Raw genomic sequence first — 22,696 nt, 5'->3', positions numbered from 1 at the left:
GGGCTCGTCCGAAGCTATGCGCCATGAGGAGAGCCCCGATGAACTTGCAAGAACTGACAGAACGCCTGCACCAGATCCGCGACAATAATGATTGGCGCGGTTTTCACAGCCCGAAGAACCTGGCCATGGCGGCCAGCGTGGAAATGGCCGAGCTGGTGGAAATCTTCCAATGGCTGAGCGAGGACCAGTCGCGCCAGCTGCCGCCGGAACAACTCGCCCATGCCGGCCAGGAAGTCGGCGACATCGTCCTTTACCTGTTGCTGCTGTGCAGTGAGCTGGGGCTGGACATGGAGCAGGTGGTACGCGCCAAGCTGGCCGACAGCGAAAGGCGCTTCGCCGTATGAACGACCGTCACTTCGATCAACTGGCGACCCGCTTCGCCGAGAAAATCTACGGCGGCGCCAAAGGCGCGATTCGCCTGGCGGTGCTCCAGGCAGACCTCGCTGAAGCCTTGCCGGATCGTCCGCTGCGCATTCTCGATATCGGCGCGGGCCTCGGCCACATGGCCCTGTGGCTGGCCCAGCGCGGCCATCAGCTGACCCTCGCCGAGCCGGCCGCGCCCATGCTCGACGGTGCCCGAGCGCGTTTTGCCGAAGCCGGCCAGCAAGCGACCTTCATTCAAGCGCCCTGGCAGGATTTGCTCGGCCAACTGACCGAGCCCTATGACCTGGTGCTATGCCACGCCGTACTGGAGTGGCTCGCCGAGCCCGAGAGCATCCTGCCGGTCCTGCATCAGTTGACCGCGCCAAGCGGCTGGCTGTCACTGGCGTTCTACAACCGCGATGCGCTGGTGTATCGCAATCTGCTCAAGGGCCATTTCCGCAAGTTGCGCAGCAATCTCCTGGCGGGTGAGAAGCAGAGCCTGACCCCGCAAAAACCGCTTGATCCGCGTGAACTCAAGGCGCAACTTGAACCCATGTGGACGGTCGAAAGCGAAAGTGGGGTCAGGGTGTTCCACGACTACATGCCCAAGGAGTTCCAGGCCAAGGCCGAGTTGCTCGACCTGTTGGAAATGGAACTGGCCCACCGCCGTCATCCAAGCTTCGCCGGGCTGGGCCGCTACCTGCACTGGATCTGCCGACCACGCTGACCCTGCCCGCCGGGAGGACTACATGCCGTATCGTCTGCTGTGCCTGGCCCTGCTTCCCGTTGCCCTGGCTGGCTGCCAGGGCAGCAACCCTTATGTCGCCAGCGGCCGCCCGATCCCGCCTGCACCGGCCCAGGCAGCCAGCACCTTCGATAGCAGCGCTTACCCAGCGCCGCCTCGCGACTACGGCCGCTATCGCAGCTGGAGCTGGCGCAACGGCCAGTTGCCCAGCGGCAGCGCCAATGCCGATCCGGCGCAGTTGGCCGACGCGATAAGCGGCGCGCTCGACCAGCACGGGCTTCGCCCCGCGCGCGATAACGGCGCAGACCTGCTGGTAAGCGCTGACCTGCGCCTCGAGCGCCGCCTGCGCCAAGTGCGCGATTATGACTACGACCCCTACTATGGCCCCTACCCCTACGGCAGCGTCGGTTACGGCGGCTACCGCAATGGTTATGGCGCCTATGGCAGCGTGCCGATCGTGCGCACCTATGAAGTCGAGGTGATGGTCGTGCGTATCGACCTGTTCGATGCGCGCGACGGCCAACCGGTGTGGAGTGCCAGTGCCGAAAGCGGCAGCGACAAGGACTCACCCCGCGATCGCGAGAGCGCCCTGCGCGAGTCGGTGCACAAGGCCCTCAGCGGCTATCCTCCCAGTTAACGCTTAACGGAGAACCATCATGTTGCGCCGTCTCGTTGTGCTGTCATTCGCGCTGCTGCTTGCCGCCTGCTCAAGCAACAACGTTCAGCAGGATTTCGACGCCAGTCGCGATTTCGCCGGTTATCGCAGCTGGACCTGGCAGGAACCTGGATTGCAGTACCGCCCGGACGACCCGCGGATCAAGAGCGACCTCACCGAGCAACGCATTCGCCAAGCCGTGGCCGGCCAACTCGACCAGCGCGGCCTACGCCCGGTACAAGGCAATGCCCAGGCCGACGTCAACGTGCGCGCCTACCTGATCGTCGAGCAGCGCCAGCAGCAGATCACCACCAACTACGGCGGCGGCTGGGGAGGTTACTGGGGCGGCTACTGGGGTGGGCCGATGTACAACGAAACCCGAAGCGTCGACTACAAGGTGGCCACCATCCAGGTCGACATGTTCGATAGCCGCGACGGCAAACTGGTCTGGCGCGGCAGTGCCGAGCAGATCATGAACAACTACCCGCCCAGCCCACAGGAGCGTAATGCGGCCATCCAGAAAACCGTCGCCCAGGTGCTGAGCCAGTACCCACCGCACTGAAGCGCAATCAAGGCAACTTGCCATCACCTTGGCTACACTCCTTTGACCGCCGCCACGCTGTATGGCCATGGCCGGCAAAGGAGTGCCCGTGGTTGTTCGTTCCGTTGTCCGCCAGCGCGGCGCGATTGGCCTGATGGCCGCCATTACCCTGGGTATGGCGCTGTTGTTCATGCTGCTGGTGGTCGATAGCGGCCGGCTCTACCTGGAACAGCGCAAGCTCCAGCGCATCGCTGACATGGCCGCCCTGGAAGCGCTCAATGGCGGCGGCAGCTGTGTTGCCGGTGTCGCTGATGCCAATGCCCTGGCCCGTCGCGCGGCGCTGCGCAACGGCCATGCTGATTCTCCGGATAGAACCCTCTTGGTCGAATGCGGCAGTGTCAAAGCGGCGGCTAACGGTATCCGGGCATTCACCGTTGATCCGCAGCAGACCCAGGCCATCCGCGTCACCGCTACGCACCAGGTGGCGACCAGCATTGCCGCAGAGGTCTGGGCCCTGGCCGACGGCAACGGCCTGCAGAGCAAAACCCGCCTGCAAGCCCAAGCAACAGCGGGGCGCACAGGCCCGGCCTTGGCGCGACTGTCGATTCGCAGCAGCCTGCTGACCATCAACACGGCCAAGAGCGATCAACTGAACAAGCTGCTCGGCGCCCTGTTGGGGACACAGATCAACCTGGGCGTGGCGCAATGGCAGGGCTTGCTCGACGCTGATCTCAATCTGCTGCGTTTTCTCGACGCGCTCGCCATCGAGGCGAAGGTTGCCGCCGGCAACTACACCGACCTGCTGAACAAAACCTTGAAAGTGGGCGATGTACTCGACGTCATGGCCGAAGTGGCCGCGCAGGACAATCCGCTGGTGAATGTCAGCGGCCTGGTGGATCTGGCCGTCGCAGGCAAGGATGCGGGCGGGATCGTCTTGGGCGAATTACTCAACATCCAGAACGGCGGCACCCATGCAGGCCTGGATGCAACCTTGCAGGTGCTGCAACTGGTCCAGGGCACCATCCAGCTGGCCAACAGCAAGCACGCCGTAGAAACCACGTTGCCGGTCAGTGTGCTGGGGCTGGCCAACATCACCACGCGCTTGAAAATCATCGAGCCGCCGCAGTTTTCTGCCCTGGGCGACCCTTCGCTGGCGCAAACCAACCCGATGGCAGCCGGGCAGATCTATGTGCGCACCGCGCAGACCCGGATTCTTATCCAGGTCAATCTCGGCCCGCTGCTGGGCGGGCTCAACCTAGGCATCATCCAACTGGTGCCCAGCCCCAGCCTGGACGTGGGCTTGGAAGTGGCCAGCGCCAGCAGCCATGTACGCGGCTACGACTGCAGCAGCGCATCGAGCAAACGCCTGCGCGTGAAGAACGACGGCGCTGCCGCCAAGGTGATGATCGGCACCATCGACAACAGCAAGTTCTTTTCCAACCAGCCGGTAACCGCCAGCCCGTTGGTGCTGTTGCGCGTGCCGTTGCTGGGCCTCGATGTCGGCTTGGGCGCCAACTCGCCGGTGTTTTCCCAGGCGGAAACCTACGACTACCTCAAGCCGCCGAATATCGACCAGTCACCCCCGGCAAGCCGCACCATGGACACCAAGAACATCGTTGCCAGCCTGGGCGCGACGCTCGGTGGGCTGGAGCTTTCACCACAGATACCGCTGGTGAGCGCCTTGCTGAATATCATCACCGGGCTGATCGGTGGGCTGCTGGGCTCGTTGCTCGATCCGCTGGTCAACAACCTGCTGGCACTGCTGGGCATCGATCTCAACGCAGTCACCATCGACGCCCACCTCAGCTGCCAGAGCGGCCGGCCAGAGCTGCTGATCTAGGCACACGGCAAGCTGATGCAGAAACAGGCACCGCCATTGCGGTTGTCGACGCTCAAGCTGCCGCCCATGGCGGCCACGATGCCATGGCTTACCGACAAGCCAAGCCCGGTGCCGACACCGGCTGCTTTGGTGGTGAAGAACGGCTCGAAGATCCGCTCCAGTAGCAGTGGGTCGATACCACCGCCGTTGTCTTGCACCCACAGCAATACCTGCCCGGCTGTGAGGGTTTGGTGAATGCAGAGCTTGCCTTGGCCGCCGCGCTTGTCCATCAGCGCGTCACGGGCGTTGACCATCAGGTTGATCAGCACTTGCTCCAACTGATCCGCATGGCCCATCACCTGCGGCTGATCGCTGGGCTGCTCAACCTGCAGGGTCACGCCCTTGCCTTGCAGTCCCTCCTCGAGCAGTGCCACCGCCCCCTGCACCGCCGACCAGGCGGCAAAGCGCGTGCCTTCGACCTCCGAGCGCCGGCCAAATACCCGCATGTGGTCCACCAGGCGCGCCGTACGTTCGATCTGTGCCTCGATACGCTGCAGCTTCTGCTCCAGGTAGGCCGGGTCTGCATCGCCATTTTGCAGACGCTTGAGCGCATTGGCCGTCGCCATGCGCATGACGTTGAGCGGCTGATTGATTTCGTGCAGCAAGCCTGTGGCCAACTCGCCCAAGGTAGCCATCTTGGCCCCCTGCAACAATTGCCGCTGACTGCGCCGCACCTCGGTGTTGTCCCGGCCTACCGCCTGGACTTCCAGTAACCGGCCCTGTTCGTCGAACAGGCCGCGGTCGGCCCAGATCCACCAGGCATGCTCACGCCCAGGCAACTGCAAACAGATTTCCGCGCTGCTCATCGGCTGCTGCGGCGTCAGCGCTTGCAAGCGCTGGAGAAATTCATCGCGCTGACCCTGGGACATCCACTGGCCCAAGTTCAAGCCGACCAGCTGCTCAGGGCTACAGTGCAGGTAATCGGCCAAGGGCCGATTGCCGAAAACCAGGCTCAAATCTGGACGGTAGCGACAGATCATCGCCGGTGAATCTTCCACCAGCACCCGGTAGCGCTCCTCACTCTGACGGACCCGTTCAGCCGCTTCGGTCGCCTCACTGACGTCTAGCCACAGCCCGACCACTTCCCGCGGCTGGCCAAGGTCGTCACGCAGCAGGCGCGCTTCATCGAGGATCCAGTGATAGCCGCCAAGGCTGTCACGCAGACGCAGGCGACAGCGTACCTGGCCGTCACGTAGCAGACTGCGGGTGCGCTGCAACCACAGGCCATGATCATCGGGATGCACCGCCAGCCCGGGCTGGCGCGCCTGCTCACTGTCGTTGGCCCATCCCAGCAGGGGCGTAAGGCTGGCGCTGTAGAACTCGCCCAGCAAGGCACCCTCGACGCAGCGCTGAACGTAGATCACCGCCGGAGAGCTGGCGATCAGGTTCTCCAGCCGCTCACGTGCAGCGCCGGCCTGCTGCTCTTGCTCCTTGAGCGCACTGATATCGAGTAGAAATCCGCGTAACTGGCCAGCGTGCAGTTGACCTGCCCAATGCACCCAGCGCGGTACCTCGGCGTGCACCAAGCGCAGGCTGAGGTTCAGCTCGCGCCCTGCCCAGGCCTGTTCCAGGGCCAGCTGTGCAGGCTCGCGATCAGCGGGGTGCACAAGTGCCAGCCATTGCGCCTGGCTCAGCACGCGCGGCAAGCCAAGGCTGGCGGCTAGACTCGGGTCCAACTGCAGCGGCTCTTGTCGTGGCCATTGCCACCAACCGGCACCCAGCTGCCCTTGCAATTGATCCAGATGACACGCCAGGCGCTGCGCCTGGGCCTGATGCAAACGGCTCACCAACGGCTGGGCTAGCGCCTGCATCAACGGCTCTGCCGACTCCAGCTGCAACCTTTGCTTGACGCCAGCGCAGAGCAACCAGGCCTGCACCTGCGCGCCCTGCCGGTAAGGCAACAGGCAAAGCGTGGCACCGGCGCTACGGGTCAACCAATCAGGGTAAGCACGCGTGTCGAGCAGCGCGTGCGGCGGTAACTGCTCCAACCAGGACTGTAGCCGCTGCTGCTCGGGCCAAGGCCAGTCATCACTGCTGGCGTAACTGCGCCATTGTCCGCCCTCATGCAGCATCAATCGCAACGACGCCGCTTGCCAGTGCTCGGCTAGCCGTTGCAACTGTTCGGTCGCTGCCTGCACCAGATGCGCCTCGCCGGCTTCGCGCAGGGCATCACCGATCTGAACCGCCAACTGATGTTCGGCATGCTCGTGGCGGCCACTGTCACGCTCATGCAGCAGATCGCCGATGTCGAACAGTTGCAGCATCCAGCCCTCGCCCTGGCGTAGCAACCAGCCGCGGGTATGCAAGACATGGCCAAGCACGGTATGAAAATCCAGGTCCAAGGCCAACCCCTGCCAATCGGCAGGCTCACCTTCGAGCACCAGCCAGCTGTGTCGCTCTAGATAGTCATGGACCCGCGCACCGCTGTGGCTAGGCAAAGCCAGTGCGCTGCGCAGCGGGCCGGACAGACGTAATACCCGCGCCTGATCGTCCAGCCAGATCTGTAGCCCGATGGCCACCGGCGGCGCAGCCTCGGTGACAGGCAGTGGCGCTGTGCGCCAACGATCGAACAGGCCACTCACAGTTGCAAACTCGCTTGGGCCTTCAACTGCGCAGGCAAGCGTGGTACCTCACCGATTACCGGCAGCACCAACACCGGGACCACGGCGGTCAGGCGTTGCTTGGGGTAGGTGATCGTCACGGTCAGCAAGTCATCGACCAGGCTTACCTGGGTATCGTTGGCCTGGAAGTCCAACGACTTGGGCATCCACGCCAGTTGCTGAGCCACCACCTGGCGCGCCAGGGTCTGCGCCTGCGCCTGAAAGTTGGCCGTAGCCGGATCGAGCGCCACGCAGCGGCGCACCGCCTCGCTGCTGGCCTGGTTGAACGACTGCAACATGAGCATCGGCAGCGCATAGCTGACCAGGCCATAGAACACCGCAAAAAACACCATGAATACCGCGACAAATTCGATGGCTGCTGCGCCTTTTTGCCGTCCTGCCAGGCCTGCTTGCATGATCGCGTCTACCCTGACTATGAAACCTGACTGACAGCATAGAACCGTTCAACGAATAGGGATGGCAATTTGCCAATGCACAGCATTGTTCTCTTGATGTGGCTTGCCTTGTGTACTGAACAAGATGTCCGTGAACGGCAGATTTCCAACACCCTGACGCTGGGTGCTGCCGCTTGCGCCCTGGCCTGGCTATTCGCCACCGGCCACAGCTGGATCGGCGCCGAGCCCAGTGATGCGGGCTGGGCGCTGGCCATCGTCATGCTGCTCACCCTGCCTGGCTACATGCTTGGGCGCTTTGGCGCGGGCGACGTCAAGTTGTTGGGCGCGCTGGCGCTGGCGACCAGTCATCAATACGTGCTCGGCACCTTCATCGGTGCCGGCATTGCCGTGTTGCTGTGGATGCTCAGCCGACGCCGGCTATGGACCTTGCTCAACCCCAAGGTCAAGAAACGCCTACAAGTCCTGGCCGAACAGGTCGGCGACAAACAGCCCTTCGCTCCCTATGTACTGGTGGGCTTTTTATTGACCGCGGTATGGATCCAATGAGTGACCATGCGGTCGGATAACTTGTACAGCCCTTGTACATAACCGCAAAGTGCGACTACTTTCTTAAGCGTCAGTGCGTCTGGCACGGGAGCGGGGCGAATCGAACAGGGAGTTGATCGTGAACAAGACCGTGAGTGAGGTGAAGATTCTGGTTGTCGATGACCAGGCGGTAATTGTCGAAGAGTTATGTGAATTTCTCGAAAGCCAAGGCTATGTGTGCGTTGCCGCCCACTCGACTGGCGAAGCGATCGAACGCTACCAAGCCGAAGACGCAATCGGCCTGGTGCTTTGCGATTTGCATATGCCCGGGCGCGATGGCATCGAACTGGTCCGGGCGCTGAAAGAGATTGCTGGCCGCCAGCGCATGTTCGAAGCGATCATGCTCACGGGCCGCGCCGACAAACAGGATGTGATCCGTGCCCTGCGCGAGGGGTTTGCCGATTACTATCAAAAGCCCATGGACCTCAACGAACTGCTCGAAGGCGTACGTCGACAGGAGCAGGCGCTGCTGGAGCGGCGGCGCAATTTCCGCGAGCTGGGCAGCCTGAACCAACGCCTGCAATATCTGGCGGACTCCATCGACGACCTTTACCAGGATCTGGAAAAGGCCCGCGGCCAAGGTGTGCACCGACGCGCCACCGATGCCGAAGAGCCAGAGGGTGAACTGCCGGCAGTGTTCGAGAAACTCTCGCCACGTCAGCTGGAAGTGGCCAAGCTGGTCAGCAAGGGCAAGACCAATTACCAGATCGCCTGTGAGCTGGGCATCACCGAGAACACTGTGAAGCTGTACGTGTCGCAGGTGCTGCGCCTGACCCACATGCACAACCGCACCCAGCTGGCGCTGGCCCTGACGCCACGCTCATCACCCCTGCACCAGCGTTTTACCACCCACTAGGCTCTGTACGAACTGCTTCCGCACTCGCCCATACTGCGTTGAAACGGGGCTCTAGTTGTTCTCAGTGCTGATCTTCACCCAGCGGAAATGGTCGGGGATCGGGTACTTGTAGGTTTCCAGCCAGCGGTACATCGATTGGTCGCGCTCGCTGGCGGTTTGCCGCTGGAGCTTGGTCGAGGCTTGTTGGTTGCTCGATTGCACGCGCAACAGGGCTTCGGTGGCGGTTTGCGCTGGCGGCTGGCGTGGCGGTTCTTCGGCCACTGCTGCCAGGGGAATGCAGGCCAGGAGAATTAAGGATCTGAGCATCGGAAAGTGCCTCCTGTTGCGTGGATTGGGGCCGCTTTGCGGCCCATCGCAGGCAAGCCAGCGCCTACAAGGCTCGCTGGCCGACCCTTCAACTGACCGGCAGAACACCCCGCCCGGTCGACTTCAACTGCCTGGCGCGCGCCTGGGCCTCGGCAAATTGCGCAGGCTTAAGCCGCAGACGGGCCACCAGATCTGCCGCCTGCTGCCAGTTGTCCTGCAGCAACGACAAGGCCACCAGGTTGACCGCCGGCAGTGGGTTATCATCCTTGAGCTCAATCGCCGTCAGAAACTCAAAGCGCGCCTGCTCATGATCGCCAAGGTTCATCAGCACCACGCCCAAATCGTTACGCACCTTTTCATCGGTCGGCGCCAGGCGCACAGCCCGCTGCAAATTGCGCAGGGCCTGGGCGTCGTCTCCGCGGGCCGATGCCAGCTGGCCAAGGCCGTGCTCGCCTTCAGAGGCAAGACAACCGCCGAGCAGGCTGCGGTACAGCGGCTCGGCCTCGCTACGCCCGAGCAGGCGCAGGACCTTGGCTTTGCGCAGGCGCACCTGGTCGAGTTCATCTGGCAACTGCTGCAAATGCGCAAGGCTGGCATGCGGGCGGCCGTCGTTGAGCATTTCATCCGCCAGGTTCAGGGCCAACTGCTGGTCAGCGTCGGGCTTGCCGCATGTGTTGCCAGCGAACACCTGCGCCAGGCCCTGCGGCGAGTGCCCGGCGCAACCGCTAAGCAGCAACAGCCCCAGGGCTATCAATATTGATCTCATCCCCACCCTCCCCTCACGATCCCAAGGCCCGCGCCAACGCGGTCAAGCCAGGTCCGGCCAAGACAATCAGCAGGGCCGGAAACAGAAATATCATCATCACCGCCGACATCTTCGCCGACATCTTCGACACCCGCTCCTGCAAACGGGTCATCCGGCGGTCATCGAGCAAGGTCTTCAGGGCTTGCAGCGACTTCATCGCCCCACTGCCCTGCACCAGTAGCTGGCGCAGGATCACGCAGGTGTCGATCAGCTCATCGACCGCCAGCAGTTTCGCAGTCTTTTCCAGCTCAGGCGCCAGGGCCAGGCCGGAGTCCACCCGTTGCAGGACCAGGCGCAGCTCTTCGCTGATCTCCGGCACCAAGGTACGCCCTTCGTGACTGAGCACCCGCAGGGCTTGCTCGACGGCCAGGCCGGTTTCAAAGAGGATGCGTAACAAGGGAATCAGCAAGCTCACTTCCAGGGCGATGCGCTGTTGACGACGCGCAGCCGCCAGCGCCAGCAGGCGCTTGGGCAGTAGATAGCCGACCCCCAAGGCACACAACGGCAGCACCAACCAATGGCCAGTCCAGGCGCCCATCAATCCGTGTTGCAACAGCAGCGTCAGGCCCACTGCCAGTAGCGGCAGCCCCAACTGGACAGCGGCAAACAGCGCTCGCTGGCGACTGCGCCGCCAACCCACACGATCAAGCAGCGCCTGGGTTTCGCCATCGAGCCGCTGCAAGCGCCGCCCCAGGTTGCTGCTGCCTAGCCAGTGCAGCCAGTCGCCCAACCGCTCCTCGCGTGCCAGCTGACCTTGCAAGCGCCGCGCGATCAGCAAACGTCCGCGCAACTGCTTCAAGGCCTGCATGCCGAGCAAGGCGAATCCAGCCAGCAGGAACACCGCGCAGATCAGCCAGGCCATGTTCACAGGCTCCTCATCATGCGCCATAGCACCAGGCAACCAAGCGCCTGGAAGGCAAAGGCCAGTAACAGCAGCATCTGCCCCTGGCTGTCGCGCCACATACCCAGCAAGTAGCCGGGGTTACCGAGCAGGAAGTAGCCGACCATGCTCAACGGCAGCGCCCCGAGAATCCATGCGGTGACCCTGGTTTCACCGGTCAAGGCCTTGAGCTGGCGCGTGCCTTGTTCGCGCTCGCGGATCAGCTTGATCAGGTTCTCCATCAACTCGCTGGCATTGCCGCCATACTGCTGGTTGATCCGCAGACCAAGGGCGAACAGGCGCATTTCGTCCTGATCATAGAGTTCGGCCAGCTCGCTGACCGCTACCTCCAGCGCTACCCCCAGGCGGACATTGCGCCGCACCCGCTCCATGGCCGAACGCAGCGGTTCGCGAGTGCCATCGATTCCGCCCAGCACCGAATCGTTCAGCGTCCGCCCGGCCTTCAAGCTACGCACGCTGTAGTCCAACAGGCCCGGCAGTTGCTGGATGATCTGGCGCACGCGCAGCCGATATCGCCAACTCAAGTACAGATAGCCCAGCACAGGCACACTCAACAGCACCATCAAGCCGAACGCCCAGCCAGAGGCCAGCAGGCCAGCCATGACCAATCCGCCCCACGCCAGCAGCCATGGCCTGGGATTGAACGCGGCAGTATCCACGCCTGCCCGTTGCAGCAGCGGGTCGAACCATTCACGCCGCGCCTTGCCGCTGCGCACCGAGCGATAGGCTCGGCCCAGGCGCTGCAGAATGCGCTCCTCGCCGCGCTTGTACAGGGCCAGGCGAAACAGCAGCAGGGCGACGCCGAGCAACAGCGGCGACAGCGCCAGCAGCAGGGCGCCAGTCACAGCACACCGTCGTTGCGCAACTTGGCGCCAGCCGGGTTCGGTGCTTCGCGCAGAAAGCTGGTGCCGCCGCGGCGGTCGAGACGAAACAGCGTGTTGGTCACGTACACATCGTCGCGCACCCCCACCACTTCCAGCACTTCGCTGACGCAGCGACGGCCATCGGCCAGCCGCGTCAACTGAATCACCACGTCGAGCGCCGCGCAGATCATCTGGCGCAAGGTCTTCTCGGCGATCTGCCGGCCGCTCAGACCGACCAGGGTTTCCAGGCGCAGCAAGGCGTCCTGGGCGGTGTTGGCATGCACGGTGCTCATCGAGCCATCATGACCGGTGTTCATCGCCGTGAGCACATCGAGCACTTCGGCGCCGCGGATCTCACCCAGCAGGATGCGATCCGGGCGCATCCGCAAGGCGTTGCGAATCAGCTCGCTGGCCTTGATCTCACCATGCCCCTCGACGTTCGGCGGGCGCGTCTCCAGGCGTACCACATGAGGGTGATTGAGCTGCAGTTCAGCGACGTCTTCGATGGTCACCAGGCGCTCCTGCGGGGCAATCATCAGACTGAGGATATTGAGCAAGGTGGTCTTGCCGGTCCCGGTGCCGCCACTGACCAGAATATTGCAGCGCCGCCCCACCGCGCGTTCAAGAAAGTCGAAGATGGCCTGATCGATCGCCCGGGTCGCGAGCAGGTCGGCACTCTTGAGCATGTCGCGGCGAAATTTTCGGATCGACAGACACGGCCCGTCCAAGGCCACCGGCGGGATGATGGCATTGACCCGGCTGCCATCGGGCAGGCGCGCATCGACCATCGGCGAAGACTCATCCAGGCGCCGCCCCAAGGGCGCCAGGATGCGTTGCATGACCCGCTCGACATGGTGCGCGTCGATAAAACGCAGGTCCGTCAGCTGCAACAAACCGGCGCGTTCGACGAACACCCGGTGCGGGCCGTTGACCAGAATTTCGGTGACGCTGGGATCGCGTAGCAGTACCTCAAGTGGGCCATAGCCGGTCAGTTCGTCGACCAGCTCCTCGGCCATGCGCTCCATTTCGTAGCGCGACAGGGCCAGGCGCATACGCGCCACATAGTCGCCAACCTGCTCGAAGACGAACTGCGTCAGGGCTGGCCGGGCACCTTCGAGCAAGTTGCGCCCGCTGTCCTCGATACTGTCGATGACGTGCCGGTGCAAGGCGCGCTTGAGCGCTTGCGGCTCAGCCGCAGCATGGCGTTGACCGCCAAAAGGTTCGTCGCCGCTCATTTGCTCCCCCACAGGCGTCGCAGCCAGGTCAGCGTGGGCGTTTCAAGGCTTTGCGAACGCTGCGCCAGGCGCTCGCCCAGGCCCTGCAAGGCTTGTGTCAGGCTTTCGCGCGGGGCCAGTTCGAACAGGCTCAGGCCTTGGTTCTTGGCATTCAGACGCACCTCAGGGCTGTACGGCATGACTTTGAGCAACGGCAACCCATAACGTTTGGCCAAGGCCTCGGCGTCTGGCGCGACATGCTTGAGGTAGCGGTCCACCAGCAAGCTGGCGTGCTCCAGCTTGATCCCGCGGTCGCGCCATTGATCGAGCACTTGCAGGTTGCGCCGGCAATCGAGGATGTTCTGATCGGTGTAGAGAATCAGCTTGTCGCAATGACTGACGATAGTGCGCAACGCTTCACTGTCGGTCTGCCCGGTGAGGTTGAGGACAATGTGCTGGAAGTGCTGGCGCAGCGCGCTGAGCAACATGTACAGCTCGGCGGCACTGGTCTTGCGCAGCGGCTCGTCGGCTTCGGCATAGGCCAGAATGCGCAGGCCGCTCTTGTCGCGGGTGAAGGCGCTGTCGATCAACGTGGCGTCCAGCCGACGCAAATGGCGCAAGGCGTCGCCGAAGAAGAACGACGCTTCCAAGCCCAGCAAGGCCAGACTGTCGCCACGCGGCAAACCGAGGTCGAGCAGCAGGGTCTGTTGGCCGCTGTCCTGCACCACCCGCGCCAGATGAGTGGTCAGCAGCGCACCGTCGGCACCGCGCTGGGCGCCGTAGAGCACGGTCAGGCCACCCAGGCTGGGGTTGCTGGTCACCGCTGGCAAGCGCTTGCCCAGACGCCGGACCAGGCCAGCCACCTCGCTGGCCCGCGAGCCGTAAGCAACGAAGTCGCGAGCGCCAGCACGCATGGCATGCAGCACCAACTGGTTGTCCATGCCATCGCCGAGGGCGACGATCGCCAACATCGGCTTGGCCTCCAAAACGCCTTCGATCAAGGCGCACTGAGTGACCAACTGCTCGCGGTCCAAGCCAATGAACACCAGGTTGCTGAAGGTCACGTCGACCAGCGCCAGCAACTCGTCGAGGCTGCCGCCACTGGCGCCGATCACCTGGCCCTGCTGGGCCAAAGCGCCCTGCAACCAGTTGAGGTCTTGCTCGTTGCGGGTGATCGCCAGGTACGTCTGGTTGAGGCTCTCGTTCATCGTGATAACCCACTGCGGCCATCGAAATTGCCGTTTTCCAGGAAGAACAGCTGGCCCCAGCTGGGGTCGTAGGTGCGCAGGTGCTCACCCGGCAGCTCGGGCAGGCGGGCGTTGGCAGCCAATGGCTGGACCAGGTGCGGGGTAACGATCATCAGCAGCTCGGTCTCATCGCGGACCAAGGCCGACTGGCGAAAGAACGCGCCCAGTATCGGCAAGCTGCCCAGCCCGGGCAGACGGTCTACCGAAGAGCGGGTGTTGCTGCTGATCAAACCGCTGATGATGAAGCTCTCGCCGTCGGCCAGGGAGATGCTGGTATCCGTGCGGCGCACGCTCAAGCCAGGCACCTGGGTCCCGGCGATGGTCACCGCATTGTTGTAGTCCAGCTCGCTGACTTCCGGCGCCACCTTGAGGGTAATGCGGTCGCGACTGATCACCGTCGGGGTCAGGGCCAGGCGTACGCCGAACTCCTTGTACTCGATCGAGACGTTGTCACTGCCAGCACTGGGCACCGGGATAGGAATCTCGCCACCGGCCAGGAAGCTCGCGGTAAGGCCGCTGAGCACGGTCAGGCTCGGGCGCGCCAGGGTGTAGGCAAAGCCGCTATTTTCCAGCGCGTTGATCGCAGCCAAGAAGCGGCTGCTGCCGCCGCCCCAGACGATATTGAACACACTGTCATCAAGCGGTATGGCAGGACGCGCGATAGGCACGTTGCCAGGGGTGACAGCGGTATTGGGCACGGTATTGGGCGAGCCGATCAGGCTGTTGTTCGAGCCCTTGAAGAACAACCGCGCGCCGGCTTCCTTGTATTTGCTCCGGCGCACCTCGACGAAACGGATATCGGCCTGCACCTGGGTCGGCAGTTGCTCATCCTGCGAAGGCAGCAGCGCGTCTTCGGCCATGTCGGCACTGGCCCTGCCCTTGACGAACAGCATTGCCCGATGCGGCGAAGGGGCGCAGGCGGTCCACAGCATCAAGGTGGTGCTCCCCGGCCCCACTGCAGTGAGCAGCACCGCACGCTCGCCACTCGCCTGGACATCGGCGACCTTCGGCTCGCCCACCGCCACCCGGCTGATAGTCACCGGCAGGCGCAGCTCTTGTTGCAGGCCCTGGTCCATCTCGATCACCGAGGGCAAGTCGGCAAACGCCGGACAGCCCTTTTCCGCCGCCTGTGCCATGGGCAGGTTCGTTATCAGCGACAGGGCGAGGCACAACGGGGTGAATATCCGCGCGGAACTACGCATGGCTGCATCCTTGCTGGGTCAGGGTGTCTTGACTGAATCGTTGCTCTGGGCGCCGCGAATGATCTGCATACCTGGGTTGCCCGCCGCAGGCGCGACGTTAGCGATAGGCACCTGGGACAATTGGCTAAAGCGAAACAGATCGCGACTGGCAGTTTCGACCTGGGGCTTGGCCTGTGGATTGGCCCAATAGCCCGCCAGCAGCTGCTCATCGGCGCTACGCACGGCCAAGCGCAGGGTGCCGGCCTGGGCTGCCAGCATCAGGCGGCTGGCGAAGGCTTCAGGCACGGCCAAGGCCACGGTGCGATTGCCAGTGCCGATCGGGTCATGCCGCCCCTGCTGCTCTTCGGCGGTTTGCGCCGGGCGGCCGTCATTGGCCAAGCCCGTCTGCTCACCGACGCTCAATACCCGCAGCGCAGGCAAGATGACCTGGGCGGAGGACTGCGGGTTGTGGTTTTCTTCACGCAAGAACAGCAGCACATCCACATAGTCGCCGGGGCGCACCTGCCCTGCCGCGCCAACGACATCATCGACTGCCACAGCCACCGCCCGCTCGTGGCTGCGGATCATCCGCGCCAGCGGGCCACCTGATTGGAAGCTGTGTTCGTCGAGCCAAGCCCCTTGAGCCAAGGCGCGCTCACTGCGCCGGCCAAGCACTTGCTCGATGTGCTGGAAAGCGCCCTGAGGCACCACCTGCAAGCGCTCGATCAGCAGATCGTCTTCGCTCAGAGGCGTATTGGCGGCCACGTCGCGGCGCAACACGACGATGGGCGAGCGGCGCGGTTCCTCCACCTGAATCGGCGCCGGAGCGGTTACTGGCTGAGCCGTCACCTCGACACTCGGCGGCGCAGCGACGGGCGCGGGCGGTCGACTCAGCACCAACCCCCAATACCCTGCAAGCAATGCCGCAACCAGAAACAGCCCGGCAAGGATCATGGTCAAGCGACTGCTCATTACCGCTCTCCCGCACCTGAAACCCATGATGGCAAAAAGTAACTATTTCGCTATTGCACGGTAGTTCAGAGCGGCTAAATCGCCATGAGCGATACTAAGTTTTTCCAGCCATGAATTTGACGCTGAGACAAAACAGGCGCTTAGCGTCGCTGAACCAACCTAATACTTTGTAATTAATGCCTTCTTACATTTGCACTCCGGCGTAGCTTGACGATTCTGTGATAGCAAAGGGGCATCACCGCATTACGCCCCACAAACCGGCGCCGCCCGCGCAAGGAGATGTGCCATGTTGCTGCTCAAGATCCTCATCCACTGCCAGAACTTCCTGCAACGCAAGGACGGAGCCTCCGGTATCGAATACGCAGTCATTGCGGCAATGGTTGCCGTAGCACTGGCGGCCTTCGTCGATCCGATCTCCGCACAGATCAAAACCATGATGGGCACCATCCAGACCGCCATCACGCCTTGATCGAAAGCCGCACACGCATGCCCTGCGCTACCTACCCGTCAGGAGCCGACGATGCCAACCTCTTCCTTGCGTCAACAGATCCTTTTAGTCGACGACGAGGAAGAGGCACTGCTCGAACTTGCCGAATTATTGGAAAACGAAGGTTTCAAGTGCCACACCGCCACCTCAGTCAAAGCCGCACTGCAGCAACTCACGCGCTACCCTGACGTCGCCCTGGTCATCACCGACCTGCGCATGCCCGAAGAAAGCGGCATCGGCCTGATCAAGCGCCTGCGCGACCACACCTCCCGCCAACACCTGCCGGTGATCGTCATGTCCGGGCATGCCGATCTGGAAGATGTCAGCGACCTGCTGCGCTTGCAGGTACTGGATCTGTTTCGCAAGCCGATCTTCCACGCCCGCCTGCTGGAGACGCTGGAGAACCTGTTTCCCACACCGAGGATGCAGGTGGTTCGCCAGTAACGTACATCGCTCAGATGAGCATGGCGTAGCCACGCAACATGCCCGCCGTTTGGGGCAACCCCTGCTTGAGTAAACACTCGATCAGGGCGTAAGCGGTATAGGGCGAGCGCACCAGGGCTTGGCGCATTTCAGCTACCGCAGCTTGATCCAGGTCCCAAAGATCCATGATGAACTCATCAGGATGCTGCGCTTGCACATCGAACGCATCGAGCGTCGAGGACGGAAAATCCTTCAAATTAAACGTGACGATGATTTCCGCGCTGCTTCTGATGGCGGCAGCCAGAACATGAGCATCATCCGGATCTGGCAGCTCGATCGAGTCGAGGAGTTGTTCATGGCCTTTAACTAAAGCATCGGGAATCGCGGCCTCCATTAGCCTAGATACCCGATCGAGTTGTTCCCTGCTCAGGTCCTCCCTATTGCGTAGAAGGTTACGCTTCCACTCTTCGTCGTGTGCCCATCAATAGCCCAACCCAAGCTCTTCAGACAGGCTCGTCAACTCATTCAAGGCCTTGTGTCTGGCGTCATCACGCTGTTGCTTGTAGGCCATAAGGTCGGAAAAAAACACTCTTCGATGGCGGCCAGCCTTGTGGTGAGGCAGTGCCCCCTCCTCCAGCAGCTTGACCAGATGAGGCCGTGAAACACTCAGTAAGTCTGCGGCTTCCTGAGTAGTCAGTTCGGCATGAACCGGCACCACACGTACGGAATTTCCTAGCGCCAGTTCACCCAATACATCCATCAGCAAGCGCAAAGCGCTCGTCGGCAATTCAACTGCATGTGCCTTGTTTTTCTCATCGTAGATTTCGATTCGCTGCATATCTTCTTTGGTGCAGAGAAATGCGGCGAGCGCTCGCTGCCCCTGTACCGCTGCAGCGATCTCTCGAGCCTGTGGAAAGTCAGATTTGCGGGATATGCTCATGACTGTATTTCCCATTGCCATGCCAATATCACCTGACCCTAATCGAAATAAACGAAAACTCAACTCCAATCTCCTCGGCAAGGGCAACCCGCTGGCAACGCTTCCAAGGGTAAGAACAAACATCTGTTGGGGCTATCAGACGACGTTCGACAGCGTGCGTCAGGCGTTTCTCTGAAACTCACAACTGCCAACTGAAACTCAAGGTCATCCGCGGCCGCCGATCGAGGCTGTCCAGGGCGATGTCCGATAGCGGCTTGGCGACTTCCAGGGCAACGTTGTAGTAGCGCGCATCACCCAGCCTCACGCCGAGCGCTGCCGATGACAGGCGTGCCTCGCGGATATCAACCTCGTTGAACCAGGTGCGGGCGGCGTCCAACACGACGTAGGGTTGCAGCACCTTCAGCCAATGGCCTTCTCGCTTGAAGCTGTAGTTCAGCTCATAGGCCACACCCCAGCCCTTGTCGCCCCAGGCTTGATCACTGGGGTAACCACGGCCGAAGCCCTGCCCACCAAACACCACGCGCTCGCTGTCTGGCAGGCTGTCACCGCTCCAGGACAACGCCGCCGAAGCCACGCCTTGCCAGTTGTCGAACCACTGATCACTCTGCAACGCAGACAGGCGCAGACGGAGAAAGTCCAAGTCATAGTCGGCATTGGTCCGCGCCCCGAAATAGTCCAACCCCTGGTACACCCCGGCGCTGACAATCCGCAGGCGGCCAGGGTCGGCCTGGCGCCAGTCGCCCTCGAAGGACAGCGCACGCAGGTGGGTCTGGCTATCTGACTTCAGCCCAGAGCCAACCCGCTGGTAGTCGATCCGGTCCTTGACCACATAGAAGCGTCCAACCACGTCCAGCCATTGCCTGGGCGAGGCGATCAGGGTTTGGCTGATACCGACCGAGTAGCGATCAGTCTCGCGCTGCTGGGTTAGATCGATGCCATTGTCCAGGCGTACCCGCGTACTGGGCTCGCTGCGGTAGCGCGCAGCCGAAAGCAGCAGGCGGCTGCCCTCGCCATCCAGGTACTGGCCATAATCCAGCCGGCCATAATGACTCTCATCCTCTCCAGGTGGCACCAGTGCGCTGGCCGAGAGCTGTTCGGCGAAGCGGGTTTGCCCATTGCTGGTCAGCGCAATCAGCGCTTGTGGATCATCGCGACTGCCCTCGACGACCTGCACGGAAGTGCTAAGCGGTTTGCGCGAGGCCTGGGCGACCAGCCGCGCAGCGCCATCAGCGCTGGCTGGCGCAGCCAAGTGCGCGGCAAAGCTCACTCCCGGGATGCGATTGATCAGGCTGGTATAGCGCTCGAAGGTGGTCCGGGTCAGCGGACGCTCGGCCTTGAGCTTGCCCAACAGGGTGTCCAGGTAGGTGGCAGCCGGACCGATGTCGCCCTCTATCTGGTAATCACGGATATAACCTTCCACCAGCACCACGCGCACCCGGCCATCGGCAAAGTCCTGGGGTGGCAGGTAGGCGTATGAGAGCAGGTAACCATCCTGCTGATAGCGCTGGGTCAAGCGCTGGGTGAACTCGACCAGTTCGCCCAACGTGACCCTGCGACCGATCAATGGCCGGTAATGCTCGCGCAGATCACTCAAGGGGAACACCGTACCGCCCTCGAAGCGGACCTTGCGCAGCTCGAACCGGCTGCTCAGGGGCAGTGCATGTGGCTGACCGACAGCTATCGGCGCAACGTGCATTACCGGCACGTTAGGACGATAGGCGTCGACCGGCACATTCGCGCTGGGTAGGCGTCGCTCGATGTCGTTGCTGTTGAGAAAGCTGGGCAAAGGCTGGGCCCCGGCCAGCCCCGCCCAGGACAGCATCAGCAGGGACACGACCAGAGGGCGCATTCGGACACTCCATGATCCCGTGGATAAGGGCCGCAAGTGCCGCCCCGTCACGTGCAAAGCCTAGGCGCTGGCCCAGTAAACGTCGAACCTTGTACGCGCCTGGCGCCGGTGAATCATTCGCTGACCTGGAACTCTACCCGCGCCGTCTCGCCGCTCTCGTCCAAGGCACTGAGTTCGATGCGCCCGGCCTGTTCGAAACGCAGCAGCATGCTGTCCTGCCCGCGGGTTTCACCCAGCGGCTGGCCATTGACGAACCACCAGCGCAGGCCAGCGCCACCTAACGCCGAAACATGCAGCTGCAAAGGCTCGCTGCTGGTCGCCGGGCGACGCAGGTTATCACCGGGGCGAACGCCGACGATCGACAGCGGTGGCGCGCTGGCCGGAACCTGCGGCGGGCAGGCTGGATCGACTCGCGGCAGACGCGCTGCACGCCGCTCGACCCGGGCCAGCCAAGGTTCCAATGGGGCCGGCCAGAGGGCGATGTCCTGCGCCTTGGCACCGGCGCAGCTGGCATCGACACGCAAGCCTTGGTCATTGACCCAGACGGTTTCGCGCAGGCTCAAGCCCAACGGCTGGTCAGCCGCCTGCAAGGTCGGCGGGGTGGTGTTGTCGAGGGTCCAGGCAAAGCGTTGGCGCCGGCAATTGGGGTCTTGCCGATTCATCGGCTGGCCCAACGGCCAGCAGATCGCGGCAACGCCAACCGACGCTGGCACCTGCTCGACAGGCGCACTGATGCCCCGCTGGCTGTCGCGATTGCTCAACAGGTCGTGCACTTGCAGCATCAACGGCGCCGCCGAGGCCAGGCCGAACTGGCCAGGCACCGGAGTGCCATCGGGGCGGCCAATCCACACCCCGATCAAATAACGTGGTCCTACCCCCACCGCCCAGGCATCACGAAAGCCATAGCTGGTGCCGGTCTTCCAGGCCAGCTGCGGGCGCTGTACCAGTTCTGCGTGCGGGTCGCGGTCCGGGCGCGCCTGGCCGCTGAGAATACGCCGGATAATCCACGCCGCCCCAGGTGAGAGCAGCCGGCGTTCGAGCAACGGGTCCTGAGGTTGCAGCCGGATACGTGCACTGTTCCCGGCGCGGGCCAAGGCCGCATAGCCGCCGACCAGATCTTCCAGACGGCTGCCAGCACCGCCCAGAATCAGCGACAGGTTCGGTTCGGCCAATGGCGGCAGTATCTGCGGCATGCCGCCCATGCGCAGTTGCGCAGCGAACCGCTTAGGGCCGTAGGCCTCCAGCAATTGCACCGCCGGCAAGTTGAGCGACAGGGCCAAGGCTGAGCTGGCCGAGACCGGCCCGCTGAAGCCCATGGAGAAGTTGCCCGGGCGGTAGTCGCCATAGCGGCGCGGTACGTCCTGCAACAGCGATTCGGAATGGATCAGGCCGTCATCCAAGGCCATGCCGTAAAGGAACGGCTTGAGCGTCGAGCCGGGCGAGCGCAGCGCGTGAACCATATCGACATGGCCGAAGCGGCGCTCGTCGGCGAGGTCGATCGAACCCAGGTAGGCGCGCACCGCCATGGTCTGCGAATCGACCACCAGGATCGCCGCCGAGGTGCGCTCGGGCAGCCGGGCGCGCCAGCCCAGCAGCAAATCTTCCAGACGCCGCTGCAACGAGGCATCGACGGTGGTGCGAATCAGCGGTGGGCTGTTGGCGCTATTGAGCCTTCGCGCCAGCAGCGGAGCCAGCGCCGGTTCCTGGCGCGGCGCCAGCAGCAAGGGCTCCTCGCGCGCCTCATCGACCTGTTGCGCGGGCCACACCTGATACTCGACCAAGCGCTGCAGGACTTTGTCGCGAGCCGCCTGGGCCCGTTGCGGATGGCGGTCTGGGCGTAAACGGCTGGGCGCCTGCGGCAATACGGCGAGCATGGCCGCCTCCGCTGGGGTGAGGTGTTTGGGGGATTTGCCCAGATACGCCCAACTGGCCGCCGCCACGCCTTGCAGGGTGCCGCCAAACGGTGCTCGATTGAGATACAGCTGGAGGATCTCGCGCTTGGACAGGTGCCACTCCAGCTGCAACGTTCGCCACAGCTGGCGCGACTTGCCCAGCAAGGTGCGCTCGTGCGGGTCGAGCAAACGCGCCACCTGCATCGACAAGGTGCTGCCCCCGGATACCACCCGGCCACCGCTGAGGTTAAGCCAGGCCGCGCGCACCAGCGCCAGCGGATTGACCCCAGGGTGGCGGTAGAACCAGCGGTCTTCGTAGGTCAGCAGCGCCTGCAAATACAGCGGCGACACCTCATCGGGGCTGATGGGATAACGCCAGACGCCATCGGCATCGGCAAAACGCCAAAGTGGCGTGCCATCCTCGGCCAGGACCACCCGCGCCAGGTCATCGGCGGGCATCGGCAATGGCCAGATACGATCGGCCAACCACAGCAGGCCCATCGCCAGCAGGCAGCCCACGACAATGCCGCGCAGTAGCCGTCCCGCACGGCTATGTGGGCGTACTAAGCTTGGCATCGGGAACCGACCTGGCCAGGTGATGGCCAAAGCCTTGGATTGATCATCAGGAAGCGATTATGCATGTAGAAGGTTTTTTCGATTGGCTGGGCCAGGCATTGGGCGCGTTGATCCGCTTTATCGTCGACGCATTGAGCGGGCTGTTCAACCTGCTGGCCAATGCCGGCGGCAACTTTATCGATGGTCTGGCGCGTACCTTGGGCATGGACACCTCGTTGGTCAGCATCCTGGCCCTGATCGTCGGCCTGTTGCTGCTGTACTCGGCGATCCGCGCTTTCATGCGCGCTTCGATCATCCTTGGGATCATCTGGTTGGTGTTGGGGTTGTGGGTGCTGAGCTGGATCATTCATTGATCCAGGATCGGTCCTCATCGCGGGCAAGCCCGCTCCTACATGGGCCT

23 protein-coding genes and 1 pseudogene are annotated in these 22,696 nt (G+C 63.0%); 10 read left to right on the top strand and 14 right to left on the bottom strand.

The window, feature by feature from the left end:
* The first annotated feature begins 38 nt into the window (after window positions 1-38).
* The 5 genes from AAZU54_RS19025 to AAZU54_RS19005 all read left to right on the top strand — a co-directional run bounded on the left by AAZU54_RS19025 (window position 39) and on the right by AAZU54_RS19005 (window position 4,144).
* Window positions 39-344 (top strand): MazG-like family protein, encoded by a 306-nt coding sequence (locus AAZU54_RS19025; RefSeq protein WP_186555503.1) that lies wholly within the window; start codon window positions 39-41, stop codon window positions 342-344.
* Complete coding sequence (locus AAZU54_RS19020) at window positions 341-1,090, top strand: methyltransferase (RefSeq protein WP_434727513.1); 750 nt, start codon at window positions 341-343, stop codon at window positions 1,088-1,090. The genes AAZU54_RS19025 and AAZU54_RS19020 overlap by 4 nt, the downstream gene beginning before the upstream one ends.
* Window positions 1,091-1,112: 22 nt before the next feature.
* Window positions 1,113-1,745: a DUF4136 domain-containing protein gene (locus AAZU54_RS19015; RefSeq protein WP_186555505.1), complete on the top strand. Its 633-nt coding sequence runs from the start codon at window positions 1,113-1,115 to the stop codon at window positions 1,743-1,745.
* A gap of 19 nt (window positions 1,746-1,764) precedes the next feature.
* Window positions 1,765-2,325: a DUF4136 domain-containing protein gene (locus AAZU54_RS19010; protein WP_186555506.1), complete on the top strand. Its 561-nt coding sequence runs from the start codon at window positions 1,765-1,767 to the stop codon at window positions 2,323-2,325.
* Window positions 2,326-2,413: 88 nt separating this feature from the next.
* A complete protein-coding gene (locus AAZU54_RS19005) occupies window positions 2,414-4,144 on the top strand; it encodes a pilus assembly protein TadG-related protein (RefSeq protein WP_434727512.1) in 1,731 nt (576 codons plus the stop codon).
* On the opposite strand, the gene AAZU54_RS19000 is transcribed toward AAZU54_RS19005, so the two are convergent.
* On the bottom strand, window positions 4,141-6,765 hold the full coding sequence (locus AAZU54_RS19000) for an ATP-binding protein (RefSeq protein WP_434727511.1): 2,625 nt from the start codon (window positions 6,763-6,765) through the stop codon (window positions 4,141-4,143). The genes AAZU54_RS19005 and AAZU54_RS19000 overlap by 4 nt on opposite strands.
* Complete coding sequence (locus tag AAZU54_RS18995) at window positions 6,762-7,199, bottom strand: TadE/TadG family type IV pilus assembly protein (RefSeq protein WP_434727510.1); 438 nt, start codon at window positions 7,197-7,199, stop codon at window positions 6,762-6,764. Before AAZU54_RS18995 ends, AAZU54_RS19000 begins: the two co-directional genes overlap by 4 nt.
* 75 nt (window positions 7,200-7,274) lie before the next feature.
* Between AAZU54_RS18995 and AAZU54_RS18990 the strand changes: the two genes are divergently transcribed.
* Window positions 7,275-7,745, top strand: a complete 471-nt coding sequence (locus tag AAZU54_RS18990) for an A24 family peptidase (RefSeq protein ID WP_186555509.1) — start codon at window positions 7,275-7,277, stop codon at window positions 7,743-7,745.
* A 112-nt stretch (window positions 7,746-7,857) separates the two neighbouring features.
* Window positions 7,858-8,640, top strand: coding sequence for a response regulator transcription factor (locus AAZU54_RS18985; RefSeq protein WP_189661855.1), 783 nt, complete (start codon window positions 7,858-7,860; stop codon window positions 8,638-8,640).
* A 51-nt stretch (window positions 8,641-8,691) separates the two neighbouring features.
* Here AAZU54_RS18985 and AAZU54_RS18980 read toward each other — a convergent pair whose 3' ends face one another.
* The 8 genes from AAZU54_RS18980 to cpaB form a co-directional block, all read right to left on the bottom strand.
* Window positions 8,692-8,946: a DUF3613 domain-containing protein gene (locus AAZU54_RS18980; protein WP_186555511.1), complete on the bottom strand. Its 255-nt coding sequence runs from the start codon at window positions 8,944-8,946 to the stop codon at window positions 8,692-8,694.
* An 88-nt stretch (window positions 8,947-9,034) separates the two neighbouring features.
* On the bottom strand, window positions 9,035-9,712 hold the full coding sequence (locus AAZU54_RS18975; protein WP_186555512.1) for a tetratricopeptide repeat protein: 678 nt from the start codon (window positions 9,710-9,712) through the stop codon (window positions 9,035-9,037).
* A 13-nt stretch (window positions 9,713-9,725) separates the two neighbouring features.
* A complete protein-coding gene (locus AAZU54_RS18970) occupies window positions 9,726-10,613 on the bottom strand; it encodes a type II secretion system F family protein (RefSeq protein WP_312152763.1) in 888 nt (295 codons plus the stop codon).
* A gap of 2 nt (window positions 10,614-10,615) precedes the next feature.
* Window positions 10,616-11,497: a type II secretion system F family protein gene (locus AAZU54_RS18965; RefSeq protein WP_186555514.1), complete on the bottom strand. Its 882-nt coding sequence runs from the start codon at window positions 11,495-11,497 to the stop codon at window positions 10,616-10,618.
* Window positions 11,494-12,750: a CpaF family protein gene (locus AAZU54_RS18960; protein ID WP_186555515.1), complete on the bottom strand. Its 1,257-nt coding sequence runs from the start codon at window positions 12,748-12,750 to the stop codon at window positions 11,494-11,496. Before AAZU54_RS18960 ends, AAZU54_RS18965 begins: the two co-directional genes overlap by 4 nt.
* On the bottom strand, window positions 12,747-13,937 hold the full coding sequence (locus AAZU54_RS18955) for a pilus assembly protein (protein WP_312155858.1): 1,191 nt from the start codon (window positions 13,935-13,937) through the stop codon (window positions 12,747-12,749). The genes AAZU54_RS18960 and AAZU54_RS18955 overlap by 4 nt, the downstream gene beginning before the upstream one ends.
* Window positions 13,934-15,178, bottom strand: coding sequence for a type II and III secretion system protein family protein (locus AAZU54_RS18950; RefSeq protein ID WP_434727509.1), 1,245 nt, complete (start codon window positions 15,176-15,178; stop codon window positions 13,934-13,936). The genes AAZU54_RS18955 and AAZU54_RS18950 overlap by 4 nt, the downstream gene beginning before the upstream one ends.
* Before the next feature lie 18 nt (window positions 15,179-15,196).
* On the bottom strand, window positions 15,197-16,129 hold the full coding sequence (cpaB, locus tag AAZU54_RS18945) for a Flp pilus assembly protein CpaB (RefSeq protein ID WP_186555518.1): 933 nt from the start codon (window positions 16,127-16,129) through the stop codon (window positions 15,197-15,199).
* Window positions 16,130-16,415: 286 nt separating this feature from the next.
* Here cpaB and AAZU54_RS18940 point away from each other — a divergent pair, with 286 nt between their 5' ends.
* Together AAZU54_RS18940 and AAZU54_RS18935 are read left to right on the top strand one after the other, a co-directional pair.
* Window positions 16,416-16,598: a Flp family type IVb pilin gene (locus AAZU54_RS18940; protein WP_186555519.1), complete on the top strand. Its 183-nt coding sequence runs from the start codon at window positions 16,416-16,418 to the stop codon at window positions 16,596-16,598.
* Between the two features lie 51 nt (window positions 16,599-16,649).
* Window positions 16,650-17,060, top strand: coding sequence for a response regulator (locus AAZU54_RS18935; RefSeq protein WP_186555520.1), 411 nt, complete (start codon window positions 16,650-16,652; stop codon window positions 17,058-17,060).
* Between the two features lie 10 nt (window positions 17,061-17,070).
* Here the strand turns inward: AAZU54_RS18935 and AAZU54_RS18930 are convergent.
* The 4 genes and pseudogenes from AAZU54_RS18930 to pbpC all read right to left on the bottom strand — a co-directional run.
* A pseudogene (locus tag AAZU54_RS18930) lies at window positions 17,071-17,487 on the bottom strand (PIN domain-containing protein); the annotation flags it as partial.
* Between the two features lie 33 nt (window positions 17,488-17,520).
* The gene (locus AAZU54_RS18925) at window positions 17,521-17,979 is read right to left on the bottom strand and encodes a helix-turn-helix domain-containing protein (protein WP_186555652.1); all 459 of its coding nucleotides are present in this window, start codon (window positions 17,977-17,979) and stop codon (window positions 17,521-17,523) included.
* A gap of 178 nt (window positions 17,980-18,157) precedes the next feature.
* Window positions 18,158-19,828 (bottom strand): ShlB/FhaC/HecB family hemolysin secretion/activation protein, encoded by a 1,671-nt coding sequence (locus AAZU54_RS18920; protein ID WP_186555521.1) that lies wholly within the window; start codon window positions 19,826-19,828, stop codon window positions 18,158-18,160.
* Window positions 19,829-19,941: 113 nt separating this feature from the next.
* Complete coding sequence (pbpC, locus tag AAZU54_RS18915; RefSeq protein WP_434727508.1) at window positions 19,942-22,296, bottom strand: peptidoglycan glycosyltransferase PbpC; 2,355 nt, start codon at window positions 22,294-22,296, stop codon at window positions 19,942-19,944.
* A gap of 59 nt (window positions 22,297-22,355) precedes the next feature.
* Between pbpC and AAZU54_RS18910 the strand changes: the two genes are divergently transcribed.
* Window positions 22,356-22,649 (top strand): hypothetical protein, encoded by a 294-nt coding sequence (locus AAZU54_RS18910; protein WP_186555523.1) that lies wholly within the window; start codon window positions 22,356-22,358, stop codon window positions 22,647-22,649.
* Window positions 22,650-22,696 lie beyond the last annotated feature (47 nt).

It is taken from the genome of Pseudomonas sp. Je.1.5.c (assembly GCF_051129895.1).
Lineage (GTDB): Bacteria > Pseudomonadota > Gammaproteobacteria > Pseudomonadales > Pseudomonadaceae > Aquipseudomonas > Aquipseudomonas urmiensis.
Note: the sequence above shows the minus strand (reverse complement) of the source record. Positions and strands in the feature narration are given on the sequence as shown.

What these genes read in the sequence shown, in the direction of transcription:
- AAZU54_RS18940 (WP_186555519.1), top strand. Translation starts at nt 16,416, where the DNA reads ATGTTGCTGCTCAAGATCCTCATCCACTGCCAGAACTTCCTGCAACGC.
- AAZU54_RS18960 (WP_186555515.1), bottom strand. Translation starts at nt 12,750, where the DNA reads ATGAGCGGCGACGAACCTTTTGGCGGTCAACGCCATGCTGCGGCTGAG.
- AAZU54_RS19015 (WP_186555505.1), top strand. Translation starts at nt 1,113, where the DNA reads ATGCCGTATCGTCTGCTGTGCCTGGCCCTGCTTCCCGTTGCCCTGGCT.
- pbpC (WP_434727508.1), bottom strand. Translation starts at nt 22,296, where the DNA reads ATGCCAAGCTTAGTACGCCCACATAGCCGTGCGGGACGGCTACTGCGC.
- AAZU54_RS18935 (WP_186555520.1), top strand. Translation starts at nt 16,650, where the DNA reads ATGCCAACCTCTTCCTTGCGTCAACAGATCCTTTTAGTCGACGACGAG.
- AAZU54_RS18925 (WP_186555652.1), bottom strand. Translation starts at nt 17,979, where the DNA reads ATGAGCATATCCCGCAAATCTGACTTTCCACAGGCTCGAGAGATCGCT.
- AAZU54_RS18990 (WP_186555509.1), top strand. Translation starts at nt 7,275, where the DNA reads ATGCACAGCATTGTTCTCTTGATGTGGCTTGCCTTGTGTACTGAACAA.
- AAZU54_RS19010 (WP_186555506.1), top strand. Translation starts at nt 1,765, where the DNA reads ATGTTGCGCCGTCTCGTTGTGCTGTCATTCGCGCTGCTGCTTGCCGCC.
- AAZU54_RS18955 (WP_312155858.1), bottom strand. Translation starts at nt 13,937, where the DNA reads ATGAACGAGAGCCTCAACCAGACGTACCTGGCGATCACCCGCAACGAG.
- AAZU54_RS18950 (WP_434727509.1), bottom strand. Translation starts at nt 15,178, where the DNA reads ATGCGTAGTTCCGCGCGGATATTCACCCCGTTGTGCCTCGCCCTGTCG.
- AAZU54_RS18995 (WP_434727510.1), bottom strand. Translation starts at nt 7,199, where the DNA reads ATGCAAGCAGGCCTGGCAGGACGGCAAAAAGGCGCAGCAGCCATCGAA.
- AAZU54_RS18920 (WP_186555521.1), bottom strand. Translation starts at nt 19,828, where the DNA reads ATGCGCCCTCTGGTCGTGTCCCTGCTGATGCTGTCCTGGGCGGGGCTG.
- AAZU54_RS18910 (WP_186555523.1), top strand. Translation starts at nt 22,356, where the DNA reads ATGCATGTAGAAGGTTTTTTCGATTGGCTGGGCCAGGCATTGGGCGCG.
- AAZU54_RS18980 (WP_186555511.1), bottom strand. Translation starts at nt 8,946, where the DNA reads ATGCTCAGATCCTTAATTCTCCTGGCCTGCATTCCCCTGGCAGCAGTG.
- AAZU54_RS19020 (WP_434727513.1), top strand. Translation starts at nt 341, where the DNA reads ATGAACGACCGTCACTTCGATCAACTGGCGACCCGCTTCGCCGAGAAA.
- AAZU54_RS19025 (WP_186555503.1), top strand. Translation starts at nt 39, where the DNA reads ATGAACTTGCAAGAACTGACAGAACGCCTGCACCAGATCCGCGACAAT.
- cpaB (WP_186555518.1), bottom strand. Translation starts at nt 16,129, where the DNA reads ATGAGCAGTCGCTTGACCATGATCCTTGCCGGGCTGTTTCTGGTTGCG.
- AAZU54_RS18975 (WP_186555512.1), bottom strand. Translation starts at nt 9,712, where the DNA reads ATGAGATCAATATTGATAGCCCTGGGGCTGTTGCTGCTTAGCGGTTGC.
- AAZU54_RS18970 (WP_312152763.1), bottom strand. Translation starts at nt 10,613, where the DNA reads ATGGCCTGGCTGATCTGCGCGGTGTTCCTGCTGGCTGGATTCGCCTTG.